At 50.5% G+C, this 23,129-nt stretch carries 19 protein-coding genes, 2 tRNA genes, 1 pseudogene and 1 riboswitch; of the genes and pseudogenes, 3 read left to right on the top strand and 19 right to left on the bottom strand.

What is annotated here, in order from left to right; translation table 11 throughout:
• The 4 genes and pseudogenes from A3848_RS06010 to nrdR form a co-directional block, all read right to left on the bottom strand.
• Positions 1–567, bottom strand: a pseudogene (locus tag A3848_RS06010) (hypothetical protein); the annotation flags it as partial.
• Between the two features lie 810 nt (positions 568–1,377).
• Positions 1,378–1,450 (bottom strand) — tRNA-Lys (locus tag A3848_RS06005).
• Positions 1,451–1,462: 12 nt separating this feature from the next.
• Positions 1,463–1,538 (bottom strand) — tRNA-Ala (locus tag A3848_RS06000).
• 305 nt (positions 1,539–1,843) lie between these two features.
• Entirely contained in the window at positions 1,844–2,320 is a 477-nt protein-coding gene (gene nrdR / locus A3848_RS05995; RefSeq protein WP_074084047.1) for a transcriptional regulator NrdR, read from the bottom strand.
• A 165-nt stretch (positions 2,321–2,485) separates the two neighbouring features.
• On the opposite strand from nrdR, the gene A3848_RS05990 reads away from it, so the two are divergent.
• Positions 2,486–2,704 carry an alpha/beta-type small acid-soluble spore protein gene (locus tag A3848_RS05990; protein WP_074084046.1) on the top strand — a complete coding sequence of 73 codons (219 nt, stop codon included), beginning with the start codon at positions 2,486–2,488 and terminating at the stop codon, positions 2,702–2,704.
• Between the two features lie 119 nt (positions 2,705–2,823).
• Here the strand turns inward: A3848_RS05990 and A3848_RS05985 are convergent, their stop codons facing one another.
• The 9 genes from A3848_RS05985 to pnpS form a co-directional block, all read right to left on the bottom strand.
• Positions 2,824–3,387 carry a lytic transglycosylase domain-containing protein gene (locus tag A3848_RS05985; protein WP_074084060.1) on the bottom strand — a complete coding sequence of 188 codons (564 nt, stop codon included), beginning with the start codon at positions 3,385–3,387 and terminating at the stop codon, positions 2,824–2,826.
• The gene (gene coaE / locus A3848_RS05980) at positions 3,384–3,980 is read right to left on the bottom strand and encodes a dephospho-CoA kinase (protein ID WP_074084045.1); all 597 of its coding nucleotides are present in this window, start codon (positions 3,978–3,980) and stop codon (positions 3,384–3,386) included. The genes A3848_RS05985 and coaE overlap by 4 nt, the downstream gene beginning before the upstream one ends.
• Positions 3,981–3,989: 9 nt before the next feature.
• On the bottom strand, positions 3,990–4,736 hold the full coding sequence (locus A3848_RS05975) for a manganese efflux pump (RefSeq protein ID WP_074084044.1): 747 nt from the start codon (positions 4,734–4,736) through the stop codon (positions 3,990–3,992).
• Between the two features lie 195 nt (positions 4,737–4,931).
• Positions 4,932–5,768, bottom strand: coding sequence for a DNA-formamidopyrimidine glycosylase (mutM, locus tag A3848_RS05970; protein ID WP_074084043.1), 837 nt, complete (start codon positions 5,766–5,768; stop codon positions 4,932–4,934).
• Between the two features lie 50 nt (positions 5,769–5,818).
• Positions 5,819–8,491, bottom strand: coding sequence for a DNA polymerase I (gene polA, locus A3848_RS05965; RefSeq protein WP_074084042.1), 2,673 nt, complete (start codon positions 8,489–8,491; stop codon positions 5,819–5,821).
• Positions 8,492–8,697: 206 nt separating this feature from the next.
• Positions 8,698–9,357 (bottom strand): phosphate signaling complex protein PhoU, encoded by a 660-nt coding sequence (gene phoU, locus A3848_RS05960; RefSeq protein WP_074084041.1) that lies wholly within the window; start codon positions 9,355–9,357, stop codon positions 8,698–8,700.
• A gap of 68 nt (positions 9,358–9,425) precedes the next feature.
• Complete coding sequence (gene pstB / locus A3848_RS05955) at positions 9,426–10,181, bottom strand: phosphate ABC transporter ATP-binding protein PstB (protein WP_074084040.1); 756 nt, start codon at positions 10,179–10,181, stop codon at positions 9,426–9,428.
• Between the two features lie 241 nt (positions 10,182–10,422).
• Positions 10,423–11,151 (bottom strand): response regulator transcription factor, encoded by a 729-nt coding sequence (locus tag A3848_RS05950; protein ID WP_074084039.1) that lies wholly within the window; start codon positions 11,149–11,151, stop codon positions 10,423–10,425.
• 195 nt (positions 11,152–11,346) lie between these two features.
• A complete protein-coding gene (gene pnpS / locus A3848_RS05945; protein ID WP_074084038.1) occupies positions 11,347–13,140 on the bottom strand; it encodes a two-component system histidine kinase PnpS in 1,794 nt (597 codons plus the stop codon).
• Between the two features lie 250 nt (positions 13,141–13,390).
• On the opposite strand from pnpS, the gene A3848_RS05940 reads away from it, so the two are divergent.
• On the top strand, positions 13,391–13,744 hold the full coding sequence (locus A3848_RS05940) for a LacI family DNA-binding transcriptional regulator (RefSeq protein WP_074084037.1): 354 nt from the start codon (positions 13,391–13,393) through the stop codon (positions 13,742–13,744).
• Between the two features lie 147 nt (positions 13,745–13,891).
• Here the strand turns inward: A3848_RS05940 and A3848_RS05935 are convergent, their stop codons facing one another.
• A complete protein-coding gene (locus A3848_RS05935) occupies positions 13,892–16,867 on the bottom strand; it encodes an alpha-amylase family glycosyl hydrolase (RefSeq protein WP_074084036.1) in 2,976 nt (991 codons plus the stop codon).
• Positions 16,868–17,283: 416 nt separating this feature from the next.
• Positions 17,284–18,957 carry a fumarate hydratase gene (locus A3848_RS05930; RefSeq protein ID WP_074084035.1) on the bottom strand — a complete coding sequence of 558 codons (1,674 nt, stop codon included), beginning with the start codon at positions 18,955–18,957 and terminating at the stop codon, positions 17,284–17,286.
• Positions 18,958–19,060: 103 nt separating this feature from the next.
• Between A3848_RS05930 and yfbR the strand changes: the two genes are divergently transcribed.
• Complete coding sequence (gene yfbR, locus A3848_RS05925; protein WP_074084034.1) at positions 19,061–19,720, top strand: 5'-deoxynucleotidase; 660 nt, start codon at positions 19,061–19,063, stop codon at positions 19,718–19,720.
• Positions 19,721–19,887: 167 nt separating this feature from the next.
• Here the strand turns inward: yfbR and thiH are convergent, their stop codons facing one another.
• The 4 genes from thiH to A3848_RS05905 all read right to left on the bottom strand — a co-directional run bounded on the left by thiH (position 19,888) and on the right by A3848_RS05905 (position 22,807).
• Positions 19,888–21,000, bottom strand: coding sequence for a 2-iminoacetate synthase ThiH (gene thiH, locus A3848_RS05920; protein ID WP_074084033.1), 1,113 nt, complete (start codon positions 20,998–21,000; stop codon positions 19,888–19,890).
• 30 nt (positions 21,001–21,030) lie between these two features.
• Positions 21,031–21,795, bottom strand: a complete 765-nt coding sequence (locus A3848_RS05915; RefSeq protein WP_074084032.1) for a thiazole synthase — start codon at positions 21,793–21,795, stop codon at positions 21,031–21,033.
• A gap of 140 nt (positions 21,796–21,935) precedes the next feature.
• Entirely contained in the window at positions 21,936–22,139 is a 204-nt protein-coding gene (gene thiS / locus A3848_RS05910; RefSeq protein WP_074084031.1) for a sulfur carrier protein ThiS, read from the bottom strand.
• A gap of 65 nt (positions 22,140–22,204) precedes the next feature.
• Complete coding sequence (locus A3848_RS05905; protein ID WP_074084030.1) at positions 22,205–22,807, bottom strand: thiamine phosphate synthase; 603 nt, start codon at positions 22,805–22,807, stop codon at positions 22,205–22,207.
• Between the two features lie 124 nt (positions 22,808–22,931).
• A riboswitch (TPP riboswitch) is annotated at positions 22,932–23,033 on the bottom strand.
• Between the last annotated feature and the right edge of the window lie 96 nt (positions 23,034–23,129).

Here is a 23,129-nt window from a genome sequence, read left to right as displayed (position 1 = left end):
CCAATCATATCTTACTCGAATTAAATTGATTTTATTGTTCCATGCTGAAAAATCTTTTGTATCATCCATCTGTTCATCAATATCAATAGCTTTATTAAAATCATCATAGGTTACTATGTTATTACTGGAATAGACCCCTTTTTCATTAAAACCAGATGTATAAAACGTTTTAGCTGATTTATCGTGTCCATGTAACAACACATCATGGGGAAAGTGCCAGCACATATAAGGTTTTGTATTAGGTATGTAATACTCATCTATATAGGTTATTACATAAAGGTTACGATCAATTGCATCTGTAAAAAAATCTACCAACTGGTTCTTGTTAGGGATTAATTCCTTTTCAATATAAAATCTTTCGATTATTGGGCATAAAATAAAATAATCCCAAAAGGAATAATAATTCAAAGGGTTTAGCGTATCTTCTTTAGAAAGACTAATTTGTATATAATTCGAGCAAAACCAATTCATAAAATCTGGATGGTTTGCAGCAATCGATAAGGGAAAAGCGTGATGTTGGTATGTTGTTATGATTGGTTCTTGTATCGGAAGTTGTATTTTCGTCAAATTACTTCACTCCTCTTTGTCTTAGAGCTTGTTATCTAAATACAAGAATTACATAAATTCATCGTGGAAATTTTCATCATAAGCAGTTATCAATTATTATTCGTCAAATAGAGTATTGATTCTCACGGGCAAGTTTGATAATTTCATTATTGTTTTCAAAATTGACATCATTCAATTTCAATTCGCACTTTCTTATTCGGTTGTATTCGAAAATCTTTGATATAAGAATACCTCTATCGTACTTCCAAATAATCCCTATGTAAACTTATTACAGTTGAATACTGTTAAAAAAATATATTCAATGACAAATTCTAGAATTGGTTGACAAATCAATCATAGAAACCGCTTTCGGGAACAGCAATAATTTGAAGATAATTAACCCGTTAATTTGATAGCTCTGAATTAATTGATGATCTAGTTCCTTTTCAGCTTCTCTTATACCATTTGCTTTTATGGATATCGACTGTAAATAGTCCTCAACACATCTATTTAAGTAATCTAAGAACATATGAAGTTACGACATAAAACAAGAACAAACTCATGAAACCAGTATCTTATTGCCGCAGGTAACGGCATTGCTCCCAAATCAAAGGTATTTCTACCTCTCGTTCTGCTTGCTAGCCCGCTTATGGCGAGATCAGAGGTATTTCTACCTTTCATTCTGCTCTCTAGCCCGTTCACGGTTAGTTCAGAGGTATTTCCTTTCCCCTGGTCTCTTTCTTCACGTTTATCCCTCTAACTTTCATCGGAGTTATCACAGTATAATTCCCTATACAGCAAAGAAACGGCATTTCTGCCGTTTCTTTAGGATGGACTCTCAGGGGCTCGAACCCTGGACAAATAGATTAAGAGTCTACTGCTCTACCAACTGAGCTAAGAGTCCATATGATGTTATTGGTGGAGCCAAGGGGGATCGAACCCCTGACCTCATCGCTGCCAGCGATGCGCTCTCCCAGCTGAGCTATGGCCCCATGAAGCCTTTTAGAAGTACAATATGTATTCTAAAAACTGACTTTATCTGTAACGTTCATGTCACTTAGAAGTTAATTTGTTTCGTAGGCGACTTCTATATAATATAAAATTCCGGACTCAGTGTCAACACTTTTGTTAAAAAAGTTTTTGGAGTGATCCTCTGACCGTCCGCCTAAGGATTTAGGAGTAGCAATAAACCACCTTACAGTACGGCGGCTTATTGCTTCACAGGGACAGTTCCACTCAGCTTGCAGGCTAAAGAGAGAACGCTCTCACTCCACGTAGTATAACCTTCAGCAGCTCCCTATAATCCCTCCAGCTCTCCGGTACTCTTGGACAATAGGCCTTTGAGCTCCTTCATGAACATGTTGATGTCCTTGAACTGGCGATAGACAGAGGCGAACCGGACGTAAGCGACTTCATCTACAGGGTAGAGCTGCTCCATAACGAGCTCGCCGATCTGACGGCTCTCCACTTCGGCCAAGGCGATACCGCGCAGGGACTTCTCGACTTCGGAGACGATGACCTCCAGGCGCTCGACGGAGACGGGACGTTTCTCGCAGGCGCGGATCAGGCCGCGCAGGATTTTGTCGCGGCTGAATTCTTCGCGGCTGCCGCCTTTTTTGATCACAATCAGTGGCGTTTCTTCGATCATCTCAAACGTGGTGAACCGCCGACTGCATGACTCGCATTCCCGCCTGCGGCGGATTGACTTATTTTCATTGGCCGGACGGGAGTCCAGCACTTTGGTATTCGTGTGATCACAGTATGGGCATTTCATAAGCTTAATCACTTCCTTTTGCAATATAGGTGTCGTCCCGGTCCGGCAAGGAATCCGGCTTTGAGGCGCTCATTCTAATTTCCATAAATCACCGTTTATTTATTGTTATGAAGATGGCAAGTCCAGCACATAATACAGTTACCAACCGATAGGAGGTGAACAGTAATGAGCCAAAATAACAGCTCCAATAACCTGGTAGCTCCAAATGCACGCGGTGCCTTGGATCAACTGAAATACGAAGTTGCCCAAGAACTCGGTATTACGCTCTCCCCAGATGGATACCAAGGCAATAAAACTTCTTATGAAAATGGTTCGATCGGTGGTTACATCACTAAACGTCTTGTAACCCTGGCTGAACAATCACTGGCAGGTCAGTTCAAATAAACATTTCACCATAAGTTTGCCAAGAAGTATTATTCGACTTTTGGGTCGTGTAATACTTCTTTTTTGCATAAACAGGGGACTAACTTAAGGAAATTACAGAAAATGTAAGATTATGCACTCTAGAACTCATTATAGATCTCTGTGTACTGTTCATAATAATAAATGACACGCTGCACATAATGACGGGTCTCGCCAATCGGAATATCTTTCACTGCCGCCTCGCTCCCGTCCCAGTCCCCTTCATCCAACCAGCGCTGCACCTTGCCTGGGCCAGCGTTATATGCAGCAATAACCGCTATGCGGTTGCCGTCAAACTTGCGGGACAGCGAAGACAGATACCAGGTACCCAGCTCAATGTTAGCGGATGGCTCTTCCTTAAGCCTGTCCAGCGATACATCCGGGAGCTTGGCCTTTTCGAGCGCCCACTTGGCGGTATCCGGCATCAGCTGCATAAGACCTATGGCGCCTTTTTTGGACTCACGTCCGGTTTTATAATTCGTCTCAACCCGGATGATTGCCGCCACAAGGAACGGATCCATCTCATAGGTAAGACTGTGCTTTCGGATCTCATTCTTATAATAAATGGGATAAAACCAGGACATCCAATTCGTACTCAAGAACAGAATGGCTGTAAAGCCAACGAACAGCAGGAGCAGCACTCTTTTTTTACGCAGCCATTTCATGATAGACCCAGCCTGTCCCATAAAGCTGCAACCTGCTGCCTTGTATTATCCAGATTACCACTGTTGTCGATGACATAGGTGGCTTTACTACGCTTCTGCTCAATGTCCATTTGGGCACTCAATCTGCCTTCAGCCTGCTCCATTGTAAGCGTATTGCGTTCCATCAGACGGTCCAGCTGAAGCTCACGGGGAACGTAGACCACGATGATCTCCTGAAACAGATTGTCCAGACGGGATTCATACAAGAGCGGAATATCCACTATAACCAATTGCTGGGGTACTTCCTGTTCCAAAGCATACATACGGTTCTTAATCTCCCGGCGGATCGCCGGATGTGTCAGCTCATTCAGCTTCTGCCGGGCATCAGGATCGTGAAAAACGATCTCTCCAAGTCTGGCCCGGTTCAGCGTTCCATCCGGCTGCAGGATTTCTTCTCCAAACTCTTGCACGGCTGCGGCCAGCACCGGAGACTCCGGAAGCATTACCTCTCTGGCAATGACATCGGCATCAACCAGTCGCGCCCCCTTATCCACAAAGATTGCGGATACGGTGCTTTTTCCGGAGGCAATGCCTCCGGTTAAGCCCATAATCATGTACTCACCTCATAATAGCTTCATTATTCCCATTGCAATTAATAATAACGCAGGAAGTAAGGCAGCATGCCTCATCCAGTAGCTTCCTGACAGCTTCAGCCCCGTCTTCATCCCAAGCAGCAGGAAGGTTCCGCTAAAGAGAGCAATCATCAGCGACGTAGAGACCGGACTGAATCCCAGTAATGCTGCTCCAAGGCCCGCGCCGAATGCATCCAGCGACAGTGCAATTCCAAGCACCATCGCTTCCATAGAGGATATGCTGCCGGAAGCATCCATATCGGCGGAAGAAGGTGTGCGAAGAATCTGGATCACTACTCCAAGATGCCTCAGCTCCAGTGAGAAAACTTCCGATTTAGACGGCTCTCCGTCCTCTGCTTCCAAGGAATTCTCAACACCATTGCTCCCGGCAAGAGCAGCAGCCGTCTCCCGTCTAGCCGCGCCGTCGGACTTCCCGCTTTCGTCTTCCGTACGATGCTCTTTTTCCTTCTGCATCAGCATCTGGAACAAAGACCAGCAGCCCATCAAGACGAGAATAACCGCTCCAATACTGGATGCGGCATGAGGAGAAACCACCTTGGCCAGCAGCACACCGACCTGCATAGAGACACCGATAACGATCCCCGAGCACAGCGAGATAATCAGGATCGAGAGCAGCGGTATTTTCATTTTACGCAGCCCATATGTAACACCTACACCAAAACCATCCAAACTCAGGGCAAACGCCAGCAGCAGCAGTGAAAAAAATGGGCTGAACACCCGCAATCCCTCCCGTGAAGAACCGGCAGCCCGCCCGGATGGCTCCGGGCAAGGCTCCGTTCGCTCTAATCAGCATTCTTCACACAGTATATGGGCGGGACAGGTATTGAGTGCCTGGCTTTTATTACTGCATGGACAATATTAGCGTAAAACCGGAAGTACAGCAGTGCCAAATCTTACGATGTAACGCTTACTTTAAATTCCCTTTTGCGGCTGACAGTTTGGGCAATAATGCGTGCCTCTGCCGCCCACCACACTTTTCTCGATCAGCGTGCCGCAGCTCGCACAAGGCTGATCCTTGCGTCCGTAGATGAGCAGCTGATGCTGGTAGCTTCCGCTCTCTCCCTGGCCGTTGACATACGATTTCACCGAAGATCCTCCTGCATTCACAGCCTCAGTCAACGTTGCGACAATGGCATGATGCAGCTGATCCAGCTGATTTCCGGTAAGTGACTTGGCGCCCGTTTCCGGGTGAATACGGGCACGGTGCAGTGCTTCATCCACATAAATATTTCCGATGCCGACTACATATTCCTGATTGAGCAGCAGCGGCTTAATTTTGGTGCTTTTGCCTGATACGATTTCCTTGAAACGTTCCGGTGTAAAAGATGGATCAAGCGGCTCCTCTCCCAGCTTCTTCAACGGCGGCAGCAGCAAATCTTCCCCCGGCTGGAACAGATGCATCGTCCCGAACTGGCGCACATCTGTGTACCGCAGCTCCGTACCATCCGTAAAATGAAAAATCACATGGGTATGCTTGTCCAGCGGCTCCTCTCCCTGATAAAGGCCGTAGCGGCCCTCCATCCGCAGATGGGATACCATGACAAGTCCATCCAGCACAAAACGTAAAAACTTCCCTCTGCGCTCCACTTGTACTACAGTATGGCCTGCCAGCATGCCCGCAAAAGCCTGAATATCGTCCGGACGTTGGATGATCCGCGGCAGCCGGACGGTGACGTTCTGTATCTGCTTGCCTGTAATCAAGGCATTAAGTGTTCTTTTGACAGTTTCTACTTCCGGTAATTCCGGCATAATGGCTCACCTCCCCTTCATTATACCGGATATACGATCCTTGCGGGGGCCTATTTCGCCTCATACCAGTTGCTTCCATAACTTACCTCTGCCTTGAGTGGTACAGATAGCTTGAGCGCTCCTGCCATTACCTCCGGCAGCAATTGTTTCATTAGCTCAAGCTCATCTTCGGGTACTTCGAACACCAGTTCATCGTGTACCTGCAGCAGCATGCGGCTTTTAAGACCGCGCTGGTGCAGCGCCTTGTCCATGTGAACCATAGCCAGCTTGATGATATCCGCCGCTGTCCCCTGAATTGGAGTATTCATCGCTGTACGTTCTGCAAAAGAGCGCAGATTGAAGTTCTTCGCATTAATCTCCGGCAGATAGCGGCGGCGTTCCAGCAGTGTGGTTACATAGCCCTGCTTGCGGGCTTCCACTACAATATCGTCCATGTAACGGCGCACACCTTTGAACACTTCAAAATACTGCTCAATGAAATGTGCAGCCTCTTTGCGCGGAATATTCAGATTCTGGGACAGGCCGTAATCACTTATCCCGTAGACAATCCCGAAATTGACCGCTTTGGCGGAACGTCGCATGTTGCTGTCCACTTGGTCGGCGGCAACACCGAACACATCCATCGCTGTTTTGGTGTGAATGTCCATATCCTCCAGAAAAGCTTCCTTCATCCGCTCATCGCCGGAAATATGCGCCAGTACACGCAATTCGATCTGCGAGTAGTCTGCCGCCAGTATCGACCAGCCCGGCTCGGAGGGCACAAAGACCTTGCGGATTTTGCGGCCTTCCTCCAGCCGGATCGGAATGTTCTGCAAATTTGGAAACTGGCTGCTAAGTCGTCCGGTTGCTGCGATCGTCTGACGGTAAAAGGTATGCACCTTGCCGGTCTCCGCAGAGATTTCCTTAAGCAGACCTTCTACGTAGGTGGACTGAAGCTTGGCAATGGTACGGTATTGGAGAATCAGCCTTACAGCATCATGGTAGGGAGCCAGCTTCTCCAGCACCTCGGCATCCGTGGAATAACCAGTCTTCGTCTTTTTGACAACAGGCAGGCCTAGCTTCACGAACAGAATTTCCCCCAGCTGCTTCGGGGAGTTGAGGTTGAACTCAGTACCGCAAATCGAATAAATATCCGATACCAGCCTGGAAATCTGGGCCTCAAACTCCTTGCCGAGATCGACCAAATCCTGTTTGTTGACAGCAATCCCCTGCTTCTCCATGTCAGCCAGAATGCGTGACAGCGGCATTTCCAGATCGACAAACAGGCCGGTCATATCCGTGTCCGTCAACTCCTGCTGCTGTTTCTGCACGATACCAAGCACAGTGGCGCTTTTGCGGGCGACATGATTGCCCAGGATTTCAAGCTCCGGTATTTTATATTTAGCGCCTTTGCCGAATACCTCTTCATCCGGAGACAATCGGGGCAGACCATATTTGGCTGTAAGGTCATTCAGATTCTGGTTGGCTTCCGTAGGGTCCAGCAGATAGGCAGCTAGCTGAACGTCATTAGCGGCTCCGGCAAAAGCAATTCCCTGCCAATGCAGCGCCAGATCTGCTCGGTGCAGATCATATCCGCTTTTGGGTGCTTTCTCATCTTCGAGCCAATCCCGCAGCTTCGCCGCAGCAGGGCTCTTCAGCAGTGCAAAGGGCACGAAAAAGTGCTGCTCTGGCGAGGACAAGCCGATGCCGATCACTTCCGAACGATGCGGATTCTCACCGTTTGTCTCCACATGCAGCGCAGAAATGCCAGGCAAAGCAGCCAGCAGCTCCGGCAGCTCCGGTTCCCCTACGACGGTGATATCCAGCTCCGCAACCGGAGCCGCTTCAGTTCCGTCTTCAGGGTCTTCACCTGCAGGAGCATAGGCGCTCAGTGACAGACGCTCGAGCAGGGACTTGAATTCCAGCTTGGCCAGCGCCGGACCGGCAGTATCCTTTTTGATTCCGGTGAAGACCATATCCTCCCAGGCATGCTCCAGTGGAACCTCACGGTAGATGGTCGCCAGTTTCTTACTCATTACAGCGCTGTCTGCATGTTCCTCCAGCTTCTCCTTCATTTTACCCTTCAGCTCATCCGTTCCGGCCAGCACGCCTTCTACCGAACCGAACTGCTGCAGCAGCTTCAGTGCCGTCTTCTCGCCGACCCCTGGAACGCCGGGGATATTATCACTGGCATCTCCCATCAGACCCTTGAGATCGATGATCTGCTGTGGTGTGAGGTCGTATTTGTCGCGGATTTGCTGAGGCCCGTACATTTCGACCTCGGTAACCCCTTTACGCACCAAAGCCACTGTCGTATGATCCGAAGCCAGCTGAAGCATATCCTTATCCCCGGACACAATCATAACCTGGCGTCCAGCCTCATCGGCTTCCCGGGATATACTTCCAATGATATCGTCAGCTTCGTAGCCGTTAATTTCAAATTGCGGCACACCGAGATTGCGGAGCAGGTCTTTTAGCATCGGAAACTGTTCGGAGAGCTCAGGTGGTGTCTTTTGACGGCCTCCTTTGTAGTCTTCATAGCCTTCATGCCGGAATGTGATCTTCCCTGCATCAAAGGCTACAATCATATGGGTGGGCTTATGCTCTTCAATCAAGCGCAGCAGCATGGTTGTAAATCCGTACACTGCGTTGGTCTGCTGCCCTGCGGTATTCGTCAGCGGCGGCATTGCGAAAAATGCGCGGTAAATAATGTTATTGCCATCTATTAGAATCAACTTGTCCATTTCTGCACCTCGCCTTTATCTTGCATACTTCTTTACATTTTACCATATGCCCTGCTCAAGCAGAAACAGCAAGAGGTCGTTCATCGCGGAAATGCTCTAGTCATACAAAAAAAAGCAAGCCTTCACTGAAGAAAGCTTGCTGTCTGAGTTTCAAAGGCAATATCGCCCCTTCTTATCAACGTGTCTAATGAAAACAGATCATTCTGCTATTGATTCAAATCAGGACGTTTGCCGGTCACCAGGTAGACTACACTCTCGCCAATGTTGGTGGCATGATCCGCAATCCGCTCGATATACCGGCCAACCAGCGTCAGCAGCATCGCCTGATTCAAGAACTCCGGTTTTTCGACCATATAAGCATACAGCTCATTAATCATCCCGCTGTACAGTTGGTCCACCAGGTCGTCATCTTGAGCCATTTTGTAGGCCAAATCGGTATTTTCGTCCAGATAGGATTGAATCGCTTCCGTAATCATTCCCGATACAATCTCTGCCATACGCGGAATATCCACAAGTGGCTTAATCAGCTGTTGACCTTGGATCCGCATAGTGACCTTGGCCACATCCAGTGCCAGATCCCCCATCCGCTCCAGATCGCTTGATATTTTGAACGCTACAATAATACGGCGAAGGTCCTTCGCTACCGGCTGCTGGGTGATGATGAGCCGCGAACCGATTTCCATGATTCTGTCTTCCATGGCATTGAGCCGCAAATCCGCCTTCACGATCTCCTGAGCTCGCTCAGTGTCCAGGTTCTGCAGAGCAAGTACCGCACCTTCCAGCGCGTCTGTTACATGCTCGCCCATCTGCTGCAGCAGGCTGCGCAGCTCTTCCAAATCTTTATCGAATTCTTTTCTGCGAATCATTATAAAAGCGATCCTCCTCAAAAACGTATGGTCAGCCTGTCACTCCGGGAATATGCCAATCAGTTGGATCAGCCGAAGCGTCCTGATATATAGTCTTCAGTGCGGGAGTCCTTCGGATTCGAGAACAGCATCTCGGTATCCGCAGCCTCCACGATTACACCGTTCAGGAAAAACACTGTGCGGCCCGATACCCGTGCGGCCTGATGCATATTATGTGTGACCATGACAATCGTATACTTGTCCCGCAGCTCCTGCACCAGTTCCTCGATCTTAAGTGTGGATACCGGGTCCAGAGCGGAGGTCGCCTCATCCATCAGGAGAATGTCCGGCTGTACCGCAAGCGCTCTGGCAATGCAAAGACGCTGCTGCTGCCCGCCGGAGAGACTGAGAGCCGATTTCTTAAGGAAATCCTTAACTTCCTCCCACAGGGCGGATTGGCGCAGGCTCTGTTCCACCAGCACATCCAGCTCCGCTTTGCCGCGTACTCCGTGCAGACGGGGACCGTAAGCCACATTGTCATAGATCGATTTGGGGAATGGATTCGGCTGCTGGAACACCATGCCTACCTGCTTACGCAGGCTTTCCACTTCCACCTCGTCGCTGTAAATATTTTTGCCGCTAATGTTAACCTTACCTTCAATACGTGTACCGGGGATCATATCGTTCATACGGTTAAGAGTACGCAGAAGGGTGGACTTCCCGCAACCGGAGGGTCCGATAAATGCGGTTACCTGTTTCTCAGGCACTTGAAGGTCCACGCTTTTCAGCGCGTGAAATGACTCATAGTAGAGATCTAGCTTCTCTATGTCAATGATGGATTTCATTAGTTTTTGTGTCTCCTTCTCATCATCTTCGTACCCCATGATAAGCTTTCAGTGTAAATAGAGTTGAAGAGAATTGTTAACAGAATGTTAAATCATATGTAAGGTTTGGATGACAAGACAACAGGAAACAAAAAGCCCTCACATTGTGAGGACTTGCCACGGTCAACCTACGAATCCAATTCATAGCTTTTGCCAAAATGCTAGATATTTATGCATTCACTTATAAAAGAACACCTTTATTTTACATGACCGGGCTTCTTTTTTTGTTCACCACAAGTTTGTAGCCCACTCCGCGGATCGAATCGATATGCACGGATTCCGGATCCAGCTCAAGCTTCTTGCGCAGGGAACTGACATGCACGTCTACGGTGCGCTGTCCTCCAATGTAATCAAAGCCCCAGACGGCATTCATCAGATCATCACGTGTAAGCACCACCCCCGGCTTGCGGGCCAGATACAGCAGAACCTCGAATTCTTTGGGCCGGAGATTGATGCTCTGACCACCCAGTAATACCTCATACCGCTCAGGGTAAATCTCCAGTTGTCCCAGGATTATGGTAGATGCGGGTACTGAAGTATCCGGCTGAACTTCTTCGGCCAGCCCGGAAATCCGGCGCAGAACTGCACTGACACGGGCAAGCAGTTCAGATACGCCAAAAGGCTTGGTTATATAATCATCGGCGCCTGATTTCAGCCCCCGCACCACGTCCTCTTCGGCATTTTTGGCAGTCAGCACGATTACAGGCGTACGGATGCCTTGACCGCGCAGCTTATCCAGAATATCAATCCCATTCATTCCAGGCAGCATCAGATCCAGTACGATTAAGTCAAAAGGTTCTCTAGTCGCACGGTCATATCCTGCCGTTCCATGATCCTCAACGGTGACCTCATAGCCTTCCTGCGTCAAATTATACGACAGCAGCCGGGACAGTGTCGGTTCGTCTTCAATGACAAGCAATCGTTGTGCCATAGTTTCCCCCGTCTTCATATGTTTTCAATTTTACAAAACTGCAGGCAAGCCCATCATATCACCAGAATGTTAACCCGGTGTAAAAAAGCAAAGGATTCATAATTTTTAAGCCTCTAGAATTAATACTAGCTCTTTGAATCCTTGCTGGCAATCCGGGCAGCGAACAAAACTCCCCCTGATATTGACACTGTCCGTTTAGTGAGAACCTTCCTGCAGCAGTGGAAGTTCCAAAATAAAGGAGCTGCCGATTCCAAGGTCGCTTTCTACAGAAATCGATCCGTGATGCAGCTCAACCAAATGCTTGACAATGGACAATCCAAGCCCGGTTCCGCCGGAGCTTCTGGATCTGGCTTTGTCCACCCGGTAGAAGCGTTCGAAAATCCGCGGCAGGTCCTTCCGTGGAATTCCCATGCCGGTATCTCTTACGGTAAAGGTAACCGTCTCTATCCCGTCATTCTTTTGGGTGTTAACCACAATTATATTTACGCTTCCGCCTTCATGAGTGTAATTAATCGCATTGGACAACAGGTTCATGAAGATCTGGCGCAGCTTATCTTCATCCCCCTCCATGAACAGCTCTGCAGGCACATCCGCGCGCAAGCTGATATTCTTCTTCTCGGCTACCTTGCTGAGCGTTTCAAGCACGGAATCGAAGAATTCAATCAAATGCACCGGTGAGCATTCCAGCTGGACGCGTTTGGATTCTATTTTGGAGAGTTCCAGAATGTCTCCGATCAGGCGGTTCAGCCTCTCATTCTCATCATAGATAATTTGCAGAAAAGAGCGCGCGGTTTTCTCGTCAGTGACTCCTCCGCCAAGCAGGGTCTCGGCAAAACCTTTTACTGCAGCGACCGGAGTCTTCAGCTCATGGGATACATTGGCTACGAACTCGCTGCGCATTTTCTCCAGCCGGCGGATTTCCGTTACCTCCTGAAGCAGGAACAGCATCCCCCGGCATGAACCGTCTTGAATCATCGGCACGCCGTCCAGCCGCACGATCCGTTCCGCGGGATTATATATGCTCCGCTCTTCATGGATCGGCTCTTTGCGGGAGACACCCTCCTCGATCAGGCGTGTAAGCTCATAGTGATGCTTCAGCTCCTTGTACGAACGCCCTGCCATCTCACTGTTCTTCACATCCAGCAGCCGCTCAGATGCCCGGTTCAAGAGAGCAATTTCACCTTCTGCATTGATCATTACAATACCGCCGGTCATATTGTCCAGCACGCTCTGCAGCAGATCCTCGTTATTCCGGATCGTCTTGAGCTGGTCCTGAAGACTGTCTGCCATCGCATTGATTGCATTGGCAAGCTGACCGATCTCGTCTCTGCGGTTCATCGGAACCCTTGCATCATAATCCAGATCGGTAATCCGCCGGGCGACTCTGGTAATCTGCTCAAGCGGAGAGGTCATGCTGGAGGCAACCTTGTAACTAACAAAAGTAGCTGCAATGAACAGCAGCACCAGTCCGCCTGCCATGATCATCCAGGCCCGGTTCAATCCCTCTGTGACTGCATCGAGCCCCATGGAGAGCCGGATATAGCCATCGAAGCCCTGATCAGATACAACGGCCCCGGCTACGTACAGCATCTCCCGGTTAAGGGTATCACTGTAACGGATCGCGCGCCCAATCCCTTCTTTCGCTGCCAGTACTTCCTCTTCACGCGTGGAATGGTTGTCCATCTCCATCGGATTTTTCTCTGAATCGCCAATGACTTTGCCGTCTTTCAGAATAAAAGTAATGCGGGAACTGGTTAACTTGGCGATATTCTCTGCCTGCTTAGTATAATAGCTGACTGCGTCCGGACTGGCCGTATCTCTAAATTGAAGGGTGCCGGACAACAGATTTATTTCCCGGGACATGTTTTCTTCCAGCGCGGAAATATGTGAATCCTTAAAGAGCTTGGCCATGGTAATACCTGCACCGATCATGGATATGCCAATCAAGGCCATTAGTATCAGTGTAAGACGAATGCGAAACGGTCTCATGAATTGTATCCTCATCCTTATGATTGTGTCCTTGAGAACATCCTACCTTCATTTTAAGTAAAATACCAGTTCCCGCACCGATTATCAACGCCGTGTAAAATCGGGTAGCGGAATGACCCCGCACTGCAGAAAACAAGCTTAAAGTGCGTGAAATCATGAAACAGATGAACTACATTCCAAGGAGTATGGCTACAGGACTTGCGAAAAAGAGCAGCCATACGATCGAACTCCTGTTTGACATGTACAAAAAGTGAATTGCTGTATTGAAAGCGCATTCGAGCCTCAGGGGTACGAACTGACCTTCTGCAATATTCAGCATCAAGATGCAAAAGGCCATTTTCTAAGCAGACTTGTGCTGAATCAGCGTGTGGACGGCATTATAGCAAATATTTCGGTGTTATCAGAGGATCTGTCCAGGGAGCTGGACCGGCTGGCCTTTCCTTACGTCTCCATTGGTGAAATAGATATTGCTGTAAGCTGGGTGGATTATGACAACGAAGCAGGCGGCAGAATGCTGACCATCCATTTGAAATCGGGCAAGGCTATTGCAAGCCGGCATTTATTGGCGGTGAAAGGAACGAGAGAATCTTCAGCCGCCGGCTAAGCGGCTACCTTCAGGCTTAGGCATTGCCCCTTCATCGCTTTCACAATCCTTCTGTCGGACAATAACAAGGAGCGGCTCTGGACTGAGCCGCTCCTTGTCTGAATGCCTGCATGGTTAAATGTGCTGTTGTCAGCAGCTTTGATCCTGCTATAGATCCTTCCAGCGCTGCACGGTAAGGCTGACGGTCTGCGCCCCACCCGCAGGTGTAAGTGACCGGTTTGCAATATCCGCCCCGCTTGTGCTGGTCTCTACTGACGCCCAGCTGCCGCGTGTAACCTTATATTGTACCGCCGTTCCCGCCGGCAGGCTTAGTGTGATGGAATATACGCCATCACTACCTTTGGTCAGCTGGTACGCAGGGTCCGCTGCATTCCAGCTATTGAAGCTGCCAGTTAAATATACCGGTCCGCTTGCTGGAGTCGTATTTGGAACAGTAACCCTGAAGGTCACACTGTCCGCTTGCGGCACACCTGCTGCGATGCTGCCGTTTACTACACTCCACGTGCCTGCTCCGAAGTGATAATTGCTGCCTCCGTTGTTGTCCCAGGTCCCGCTGCCGTTATTAAAGGCTGCTGTCAGGCCAGCAGCACTTCCCAGCTGAATCGTAGCCGTTTTATAACCCGTGTAGGATGACGACTGCAGCTGCACTCCCGGAGATGTGGTCCAGACTGCCGATCCATCCAGACTATAATGAATATAAGAATTCGTATAAGCGGTATTCTTGTAGTAAATGGTCACTGAATTGCCAACAGGGGTTGCCGTAGGTGAAACTGTTGGCGTTGGGGTCGCTGTTGGTATTGCCGTCGGGGTCGGCGTTGGAGTAGCTGTTGGTGTTGCTGTTGGTGTTGCTGTTGGCGTTGGCGTTGCAGTTGGTGTAGGTGTTGGGGTCGCTGTCGGCGTCACAGGGCCGCCTGCCTTGATGTTTCCGGTTGGCGTGTAGGTCCAGGTGCCAGTGCCAAATAAATAGTTGCTGCCGCCGTTACTGTCCCATGTCCCGCTGCCGTTATTAAAGGCTGCCTCCAGCTGTGTGGCAGAGCCGATATTGATCGTGATTTTATTATAGCCGGTTACTTCAGCTGCTGGCATAGCCACGCCAGGTGATGTCGTCCAGGTTCCGCCTACAGGACGGTAATGAATATATGGCGTCGTGTAGCCTTGCTTGTAATAAATGGTTACACTATTTCCGGGCGGTGTGAAGACCAGAGCGGCTGCGCTAAGTGCCGACAGATTGCCTGCGGCATCAAAAGCTTTTACCGTATAGCTATAGTTAGTCTGCGATGCCAGTCCGTTGTCCGTATAAGAAGTGTTTGCTGTTGTTCCAACTTTGACTCCATTGCGGTAAATTTCATAACCGGTTACCCCGACATTATCCGTGGAGGCAGTCCAGCTTACGAGCACATTGGATGCATTTTGCACAGTAGCTGTTACATTGCTTGGAACAGAAGGAGCCACGGTATCGATTATCGGCTGGGTTTTGGAATAGATCTTAGCCGAATTCGCTCCCACAGTTACAGTAATTTGTTTGCCGGTTGCGCCTCCCGATTGCACGGTTACAGTGTCAGAAGTATTCAGTTGATTAATGAGTACTGTACCTGCAGTTAGTGTGCTTTCTGCGCGCAGCGGGATGGTAACGGTCTGTGAACCGTTGGAAGCATTGCTGAATACAGAGATGACTTCCTGGCCCACATTAGTTCCGCTGTCTACACGCCGAGAGAAGGCATACAGGTTCTGGGCGGACCACATTTCACGCTGGGTACCTGTGCGGAGTGCAGGATTATTTTTGCGGATTTCATTCAGTTTGGCAATATGCTTATAAGTGCTGGTATTCTCATTAAAATAGTTCTCGAGGACATTGCCGCTCGCATCCCGTTTCACCATTGACCAGCGGTTCCAGGTATCAGCGATCCCGCCTGTCATAATCTGGCCGTTGCCGTTGCCTTTATTCTGCTCTGTACCCTGGAAGACCACGGGTGTTCCACGGACAGTATAGATGAAGGACAAAGCATTCTGCAGTTTATCCACGTTGCCGCCAGCTTCCGTCAAAAAACGGTTGCGGTCATGATTGTCGAGAAAGGTAACCATATGGTTCGCATTTCCGTTGTAATAAGTATCCTGAGCAAGCGTGCTTTTGATGTTGGAATCAAAGGACTGCCCGTAAGCAAAACTGTTCAGGACCGAGAAGAACATAGGGAAATCAAGCATGCCCCATTCCTTGTTGTTGCCTACCCAGCGGGAGACAAATTCGGCGTTGCCGTCAAAGTTCTCACCAAAGGTATTCACGCCTAAAAGATTCTGCAGTTCACCGATGTCTGTCGGCTTGACCAGCTTGGCAGCATCCACGCGGGCACCATCTGCACCCGTATAGTCAAACCAGCCTTTAATAGAATTGAATACAGCCTGTTTGGCGGCAGGAACATCAAAGTCGATATCATCCAGCCCGCCGAGATCGTGATTCTCTAAATAATCCTGAGCCCATTGATCGTATCTTCCGTCTGCCAGTGACCAGTTGATATCCCCATTATGGTGATACCAAGCCGGATTATTAAAAGGAGCCGCAGGCTGCAGACCTGCTATATCATAACTGGCCTGACTGCCTAGCATATAGTCCCCAATATGATTCGGCACTACGTCGATAATCACCTTAATCCCAAGCGCATGGGCGGAATCCACCAGTTCCTTAAGCTTCTCTTTGGTTCCAAAGTAAGGATTGGCCTTATTGGGATCCTTTACGTTGTATCCATGGTAGGCTGTATTTTTACCTGTACCATTGTTGTCGCGGTTAGTCATCTGCGGTTCTGCCACCGGAGAAATCCAAATCGCGGTATATCCCATGTTATGAATATAGGGCAGTTTGTTGATGATACCCTGCCAGTCTCCGCCTTTCATATAGCGAAAATCTTCATCGGAAGCTTCTCCGTAACGGATAGCGGCACCGGTGGCATTATTGGAGGTATCCCCGTCATTGAAGCGGTCAACCATAATCTGGTAGATTGTGTCATTCTCAGTAACAGTACCAATACTCGCTGCTTCAACCCGTGCGGTTGGCAGCACAAACAAGTTAGCCGTAATGGACAGAACAATTGACGTGATTAATGCCGGAATAAGCCATAGCTTGCGTTTCATTCCTCATCTCCCTCTCATAAGAGCGCATATCGAACCATACTGCCTGTGAATACCATTCCATCACTTGCAAGACGATGCTGCGGACAAGGAAACCGGTTTCCCTCATAAAAATTACCATGGCTATGTATGCGTTGTCAAGTATAATAATTAGCGTCCGCTGACAGTGATCCCCAGGCTTTTGTACAAAGGTGTCCCGCCCCTGCCCCCGAAAAAACAAAAACAAAATTACCCCGGCGGGTGAACTCAAAGGTACTTCTACCTTTCATTTCCGCAATCAGCCTACCCGGCTCAAATCAAAAGCACTTCTACCTTTCATTTCCCTATTCAGCCCGCTCCCGGCGAATGCAAAAAGCCCTCCCCCATTAGCAATGGAAGAAGGCTTACGGAATATTTACACGCTAGCTTTATTTCACAGCTTATTTAAAAACCGGTTCCCGGAACTGCGCCAGCTTGGCTGCAGAATCCTTTTCCACATCTGCATGCAGACTGTTGCCGTGCGCGTCCATGGTTACAATGGCCGCGAATCCTTCTACTTGTAAATGCCACATGGCCTCCGGAATCCCGAACTCCATGAAGTCGACGCTGTTCACCTTCTTAATGCACTCTGCATAATACTGCGCCGCGCCTCCGATGGCATTGAGATAGACACCGCCAAGCTCCTGCAGCGCCTGTAGTGTCTTGGGTCCCATTCCGCCTTTACCGATTACGGCACGGATGCCGAATTTCCGCATAATATCACCTTGATACGGCTCTTCACGGATGCTGGTAGTCGGGCCTGCCGCTTTTACATGCCAGCCTTCATCGTCCTTCAGCATGACCGGGCCGCAGTGATAGATCACCGCCCCGTTCAGATCCACCGGTGCATCATGATCCATCAGATACTTGTGGAGCGCATCGCGCCCGGTGTGCATCTCTCCCGACAGAATGACTACATCCCCCACCCGAAGACTGCGGATATCTTCCTCACTGATCGGTGTCGTCAGCCGGATCTCGCGGGATTCTCCAGCAGCTGCTGCCGCTTGCTCCCCGGCCGGATTCGTTGCTGCTTCAGCAGCCGAGAGTACTGCAGGTGCTGCAGGAATCGCCGCATCTTCTGGAACAACACCTGAGGCTACTACGTCTGCGGCAGAGCCAACAGCCTCAAGCACAGCAGCAGGTACGAAGCTATCTTCCGTCTCTACGGAGATTCCCGTACCACTTTCATACAGCCATTCCTGAATGGTTCCAGCTGCCGGATCAACCAGGATGCCCTGACGGCGGAACGCCCAGCAGTTATAGGCCACGGAGACGAAAAAACTGGCCGGCAGCCGGTTCATTACTCCAATCTTGCAGCCCAGCAGTGTGACTTCACCGCCAAAGCCCATCGTACCGATTCCCAGTTTGTTAGCATTCTCCATAATATAGTCTTCAAGCTTGGCCAGATCCTGTATGGGATTCACATCCTCCACCTTGCGGAACAGCTGTTTCTTGGCAAGCTCATACCCGGTGGTACGGTCCCCGCCGATGCCGACCCCGATGAAACCGGCACTACAGCCCTGGCCCTGTGCCTGAAATACCGAATGAAGGATGCATTTGCGGATGCCGTCGAGATCGCGGCCCGCTTTGCCAAGGCCCTCCAGTTCCGCAGGCAGGCTGTATTGAATATTCTTGTTCTCGCAGCCTCCGCCCTTCAGAATCAGCCGCACCTCCACTGCTGCTTCTTCCCACTGCTCAAAGTGAATCACCGGAGTCCCTGCACCCAGATTATCCCCGCTGTTCTCCCCTGTCAGCGAATCTACAGAATTGGGGCGCAGCTTGCCATTCTTCGTCGCACGGATAATGGCGTTATGGATGTCCTTCTTCATCTCGATCTGATTCACACCCACAGGTGTATGAATGATAAAAGTCGGCATCCCTGTATCCTGACAGATCGGAGATACCTGCAGCTCAGCCATGCCAATATTCTGTGCAATGGTAGTGAGTGCGAGGCCGGAGCGGGTAGCCCGGTCCTCCAGAGCACGTCCCTTGGCTACTGCCCGGCGCACATCGCCCGGCAGATTTGTTGAGGTTTCCACGATCAGATCATACACACTGTCTTCAAAATGCTGCATCTTCAGTCCAGCTCCTCTCCATGCGTTCGCGGTTGTCCAAACTCTGTTACAATTAGTTTTATCATAACATATTAAACCACGCATGAAAGGGGTTACGTAAAAATTGAATTACCATTTTTCAGCCTATTTGTACCGGCTTCAATATATCCAGCGCTGGAGCCTTATGCGAAGCACAGCACCGGAGAACGTCGCGCAGCACTCGTTCCAGGTTGCCCTGCTGTCGCATATGCTCTGCTCCATTGGCAACGTCCACTTCGCCCGCTCGCTGAATGCCGACCGTGCGGCCGCAATGGCGCTGTTTCACGACGCCACTGAGGTCTTCACCGGCGATATTGCTACGCCGGTCAAGCACAACAATCCGCGTCTACTGTCCAGCTTCCGCGACATGGAGCGGGTCGCCGCCGAACGGCTGAAGGGGATGATTCCGCCGGAGCTTACTTCTGTTTACGCGCCGCTTCTGCAGCCTCAGGACAGTCCTTCCGGCTCCGAAGATGCCCTTTTGCTGCGTTATGTCAAAGCGGCAGATCATCTGGACGCTTACCTGAAATGCGTCTGGGAGGTTGCTGCAGGCAACCGTGAATTCGCAGCGGCCAGGGTACAAACCGCAGCCAAACTGCGCGGGCTTGAAATGCCGGAAATGGAATACTTCCTGATTCATATGGCTCCCGGCTTCGAGATGTCCCTGGATGAGCTGTCCGCCGGTTCGGACGGAGGATCTGTGGATTGCGGACAACCGGTGGATGGCGCGGACAACATGTTATAAACAGTGGACTCCTATGATCGGACCCGTAGGAGCTCAATCAAATTCTAATCTGTAGATACAGAACAGGCTGCTTCAAGCAGGAGTAGCACCAGAGTCACAGATTCTCTGCATATTTTTCTGACAATTAGCTCCTCAGCACCTTAGCACGGTTACCACGGCAACCCTTATCATGCCTGCAGCTTCAGCAGGTCCCAATCCTTAAAGACGGGCTGCAGGCCGGCTGCCTGAAGCATATCCGTGATCTCCTGCACATTCCGTTCATCCGAGATTTCGAATTGCGGAGTCCCGCCATCCTGGGTGTGTCCCCCTACTTCGGTGGAGACACCTGCCGACATTTTGGTGATCCCAAGATGGATCAGGTGATCCCGCAGGGAGGCGGGCTCCCGGGTGGACAGGGTAATGCCGGAGCGTGGCAGAAACAGGCGATACGCCAAAATAATCTGCACCAGCGCACGGTCGGTAACATCGCTCTCCGGGTTGAACTCGCCCAGATACGGACGAAAACGCGGGGCGGATAAGCCGATTTCACATTCCGGATATTTGTCCTGCAGATAGCGGGCATGCATCGCGGTCATGAAGGCTTCCTGGCGCCAATCATACATGCCCAGAAGCGCACCGATGTTGACCGAGCGGAAACCGGCCTGACACCCTCGTTCGGGGGCATCCAGACGGTTCCGGTAGACTCTTTTGGGACCTTTCACATGCAGCTTGCGGTAGGTTTCCTGATGGTACACCTCCTGATACAGGGTCAGCCCGTCCACTCCCGCTTCCCTAAGCGCCCGATACTCCTCAGTAGACAGCGGGTTCACCTCTATACTGACAGAAGAGAAGTATTCATGCAGAATTTCTACGCATTCCTTCACATAAGCGGCCGGACTATCCCTGCGCGATTCCCCGGTCAGAATCAGAAGTTGGCGCAGGCCCGTGGAGGAGATCGCTATAGCCTCTTGTCTGATCTCCTCCGGAGTCAATCTTTTTCTAGGAAAATCATAAATCGAGCTGAAGCTGCAATACGTACAGTGATTCACACAGAAATCAGCCAGATACATCGGTGTGAACAGCTGCATCACATGCCCAAAATGCGAACGGGTCAACCGTTGCGCACGCTGAGCCATCTCCTCCAGACAAGATTCCGCAGCCGGAGACAGCAGGGCCTGCAGGTCTTTTTCATCCAGACGATCCTTGAGAAGTGCCCGCTTCACATCCTCCACCCGGTACTCCTGCCACAAACTCCCGTAAGGCAGTTGCTCCAGACGAGTCAGTGGTTCAAAAAAACTCATGTTACTCCCCCATTTCCGTTAGCCAGTGAGTCACTTCAGAAATCCGGTCAATGGCGAAGACGCAACAGCCGTCTCTTCCACTGGACCGAGTCCTGCCAAATAGGCCTTGCGGCCTGCAGCTACCGCCTCACGGAAGGCCGCAGCCATCAGCAGCGGATCACGGGCGGTAGCGATTGCCGTATTGAGCAGCACAGCGGATGCGCCAAGTTCCATCGCTTCTGCCGCTTCGGACGGGCGGCCGATGCCGGCGTCGACGATCACCGGTAGATCCACCTCAGAGATGAGAATGCGCAGCAGCTCTGTGGTACGCAAGCCGCGGTTCGAGCCGATGGGGGAGCCAAGCGGCATGATGGCGGCGGCCCCCGCTGCTTGCATCCGCAGCGCGGCTGAGAGGTCCGGGCTCATATAGGGCAGCACTACGAAGCCTTCGGCGGCCAGTATTTCTGTGGCCCGGATAGTCTCCAGGTTGTCTGGAAGCAGATATTTCTGATCATTGATTACCTCAATCTTGACCCAATTGCCAAGGCCTGCGGCTCTGGCCAGTCTGGCGATCCGCACAGCCTCCTCAGCCGTGCGCGCACCCGAAGTATTTGGAAGCAGAGTCATATGGGAAGGAATATGGCTGATAATATTGTCCTGGCTCTCCGGATCTACACGGCGCAGAGCTACCGTGATTACCTGTGAGCCTGAAGCTGAAACCACCTCGGGAATCAGTGTATTGCGGCTGTATTTGCCGGTACCGATGAACAGCCGGCTCGATAACGTAATGCCGCCAATCACCAATGGATCTAACATGAACTCGCCTCCTGGGATGAAATTCGACAAGGGAAACGGCTTCACCGTCATTTTTAAGACGGTATCCGTTTCAGTAAAAAAATAGAAGGATAATTTTTAGCGTGAAAAAAATTCAAATATTTTATGATAGCCTCATGGCTTCAGCCCCCGCCTACAAAATGCACCAGCTCCAGCCTGTCGCCTTCACATAATATCTCCGACCCGTAATGCTCCTTGCTGACAATCTCACCATTTCGTTCCACGATCACAAGCCGAAAGCTCCATTCGGGCCGGCTTAACAGATCGGCAACGGTCCGGCATTCTTCCGCAACCACTCCTGGCTTGCCATTAATGATCAGATTCATGCGCTCTCACCTCCTTGGCGTGGTACCATTCACCGATTTACTGGAGTCACAATACACCACAGGTCCTACGCCTCCTGAACCGCCAACCGGTAAGCACGGGCAGCAGATACGGGGTCATCCGCTCCGCAAATGCCGGACATGACCGCAATCCCGGCAGCACCGTGACGGATCACTTGACCTGCATTTCCAGGCTCCACCCCGCCGATAGCAATCAGTGGAATACGGGTGCTGCGCACCGCTTCCTCCAGGAGCGCCAAACCGCGCCCCCGCTGTCCGGGCTTGCAGCCGGTAGGGAAAATATGGCCGAACAGGCAGAAGTCCGCCCCCTGCCTGCCTGCTTCCGCTGCTTCTGCCGCGGAGTGCACCGACCTGCCCAGCCGGAGACCTGGAGCGGCTGCACGGGCTGCTGCAGGCGGCAGGCTGTGCCAGGCTAGCTGGACAGCGCCTGCACCGGCGGCCAGCGCAACATCCAGCCGGTCATTGATGACCAGTCTGGATGCGGGGATTCCTGCACGCAGCAGTTGCTCTGCCATGCTGAGCAGCTCCAGGGCAGACCGGTTTTTTTCCCGCAGATGAATAAAGTCCACGAGCGGATGCACAGCAGCCGCCAGGCTGACGAAACGCCCAAGCTCAAGCTTCCCGTCCGATATTAAATGAATTTCCGCCACTTCTTCACCTCCTGCTCCACACTATTGCAGCAAAACGCGCAACACAAAAAAACCGCCCCCGCGATAGGAGGCAGTCATAAATTTGTACAGGAATACGGGTGTAAGAAATACAACCCCGCTGCAGTTCATTCATTCTCCGCTTTCCTACGCTGGTTTTAACCAGATCAGGTTCAAAGGGTCCGAACGTCACGTTCGTCTCAGCCTTGCGGCACCCCTAGGGACAATTGCAGTATTCAATTGCTGACGTGGTTCATATTAACATATTAATCCTCGGAAAAGCTATCCCTTTTACCCAAAGCTTCATCTTATATGGTACATAAAA

The organism is Paenibacillus sp. P32E (assembly GCF_001909085.1).
GTDB lineage: Bacteria > Bacillota > Bacilli > Paenibacillales > Paenibacillaceae > Paenibacillus_AQ > Paenibacillus_AQ helianthi.
The sequence above is the reverse complement of the archived record's forward strand: the minus strand, read 5'-3'. Positions and strand labels throughout refer to the sequence as shown.

Bases quoted from the DNA above. Each gene is read 5' to 3' on its own strand.
- A3848_RS05985 (WP_074084060.1), bottom strand. From the start codon at position 3,387: ATGAAATGGCTGCGTAAAAAAAGAGTGCTGCTCCTGCTGTTCGTTGGC.
- pnpS (WP_074084038.1), bottom strand. From the start codon at position 13,140: ATGAGACCGTTTCGCATTCGTCTTACACTGATACTAATGGCCTTGATT.
- A3848_RS05990 (WP_074084046.1), top strand. From the start codon at position 2,486: ATGAGCCAAAATAACAGCTCCAATAACCTGGTAGCTCCAAATGCACGC.
- phoU (WP_074084041.1), bottom strand. From the start codon at position 9,357: ATGATTCGCAGAAAAGAATTCGATAAAGATTTGGAAGAGCTGCGCAGC.
- nrdR (WP_074084047.1), bottom strand. From the start codon at position 2,320: ATGAAATGCCCATACTGTGATCACACGAATACCAAAGTGCTGGACTCC.
- A3848_RS05935 (WP_074084036.1), bottom strand. From the start codon at position 16,867: ATGAAACGCAAGCTATGGCTTATTCCGGCATTAATCACGTCAATTGTT.
- polA (WP_074084042.1), bottom strand. From the start codon at position 8,491: ATGGACAAGTTGATTCTAATAGATGGCAATAACATTATTTACCGCGCA.
- thiS (WP_074084031.1), bottom strand. From the start codon at position 22,139: ATGAATCTGATCATTAATGGCAAGCCAGGAGTGGTTGCGGAAGAATGC.
- coaE (WP_074084045.1), bottom strand. From the start codon at position 3,980: ATGATTATGGGCTTAACCGGAGGCATTGCCTCCGGAAAAAGCACCGTA.
- A3848_RS05950 (WP_074084039.1), bottom strand. From the start codon at position 11,151: ATGGCACAACGATTGCTTGTCATTGAAGACGAACCGACACTGTCCCGG.
- thiH (WP_074084033.1), bottom strand. From the start codon at position 21,000: ATGAGTTTTTTTGAACCACTGACTCGTCTGGAGCAACTGCCTTACGGG.
- pstB (WP_074084040.1), bottom strand. From the start codon at position 10,181: ATGAAATCCATCATTGACATAGAGAAGCTAGATCTCTACTATGAGTCA.
- A3848_RS05915 (WP_074084032.1), bottom strand. From the start codon at position 21,795: ATGTTAGATCCATTGGTGATTGGCGGCATTACGTTATCGAGCCGGCTG.
- mutM (WP_074084043.1), bottom strand. From the start codon at position 5,768: ATGCCGGAATTACCGGAAGTAGAAACTGTCAAAAGAACACTTAATGCC.
- A3848_RS05930 (WP_074084035.1), bottom strand. From the start codon at position 18,957: ATGCAGCATTTTGAAGACAGTGTGTATGATCTGATCGTGGAAACCTCA.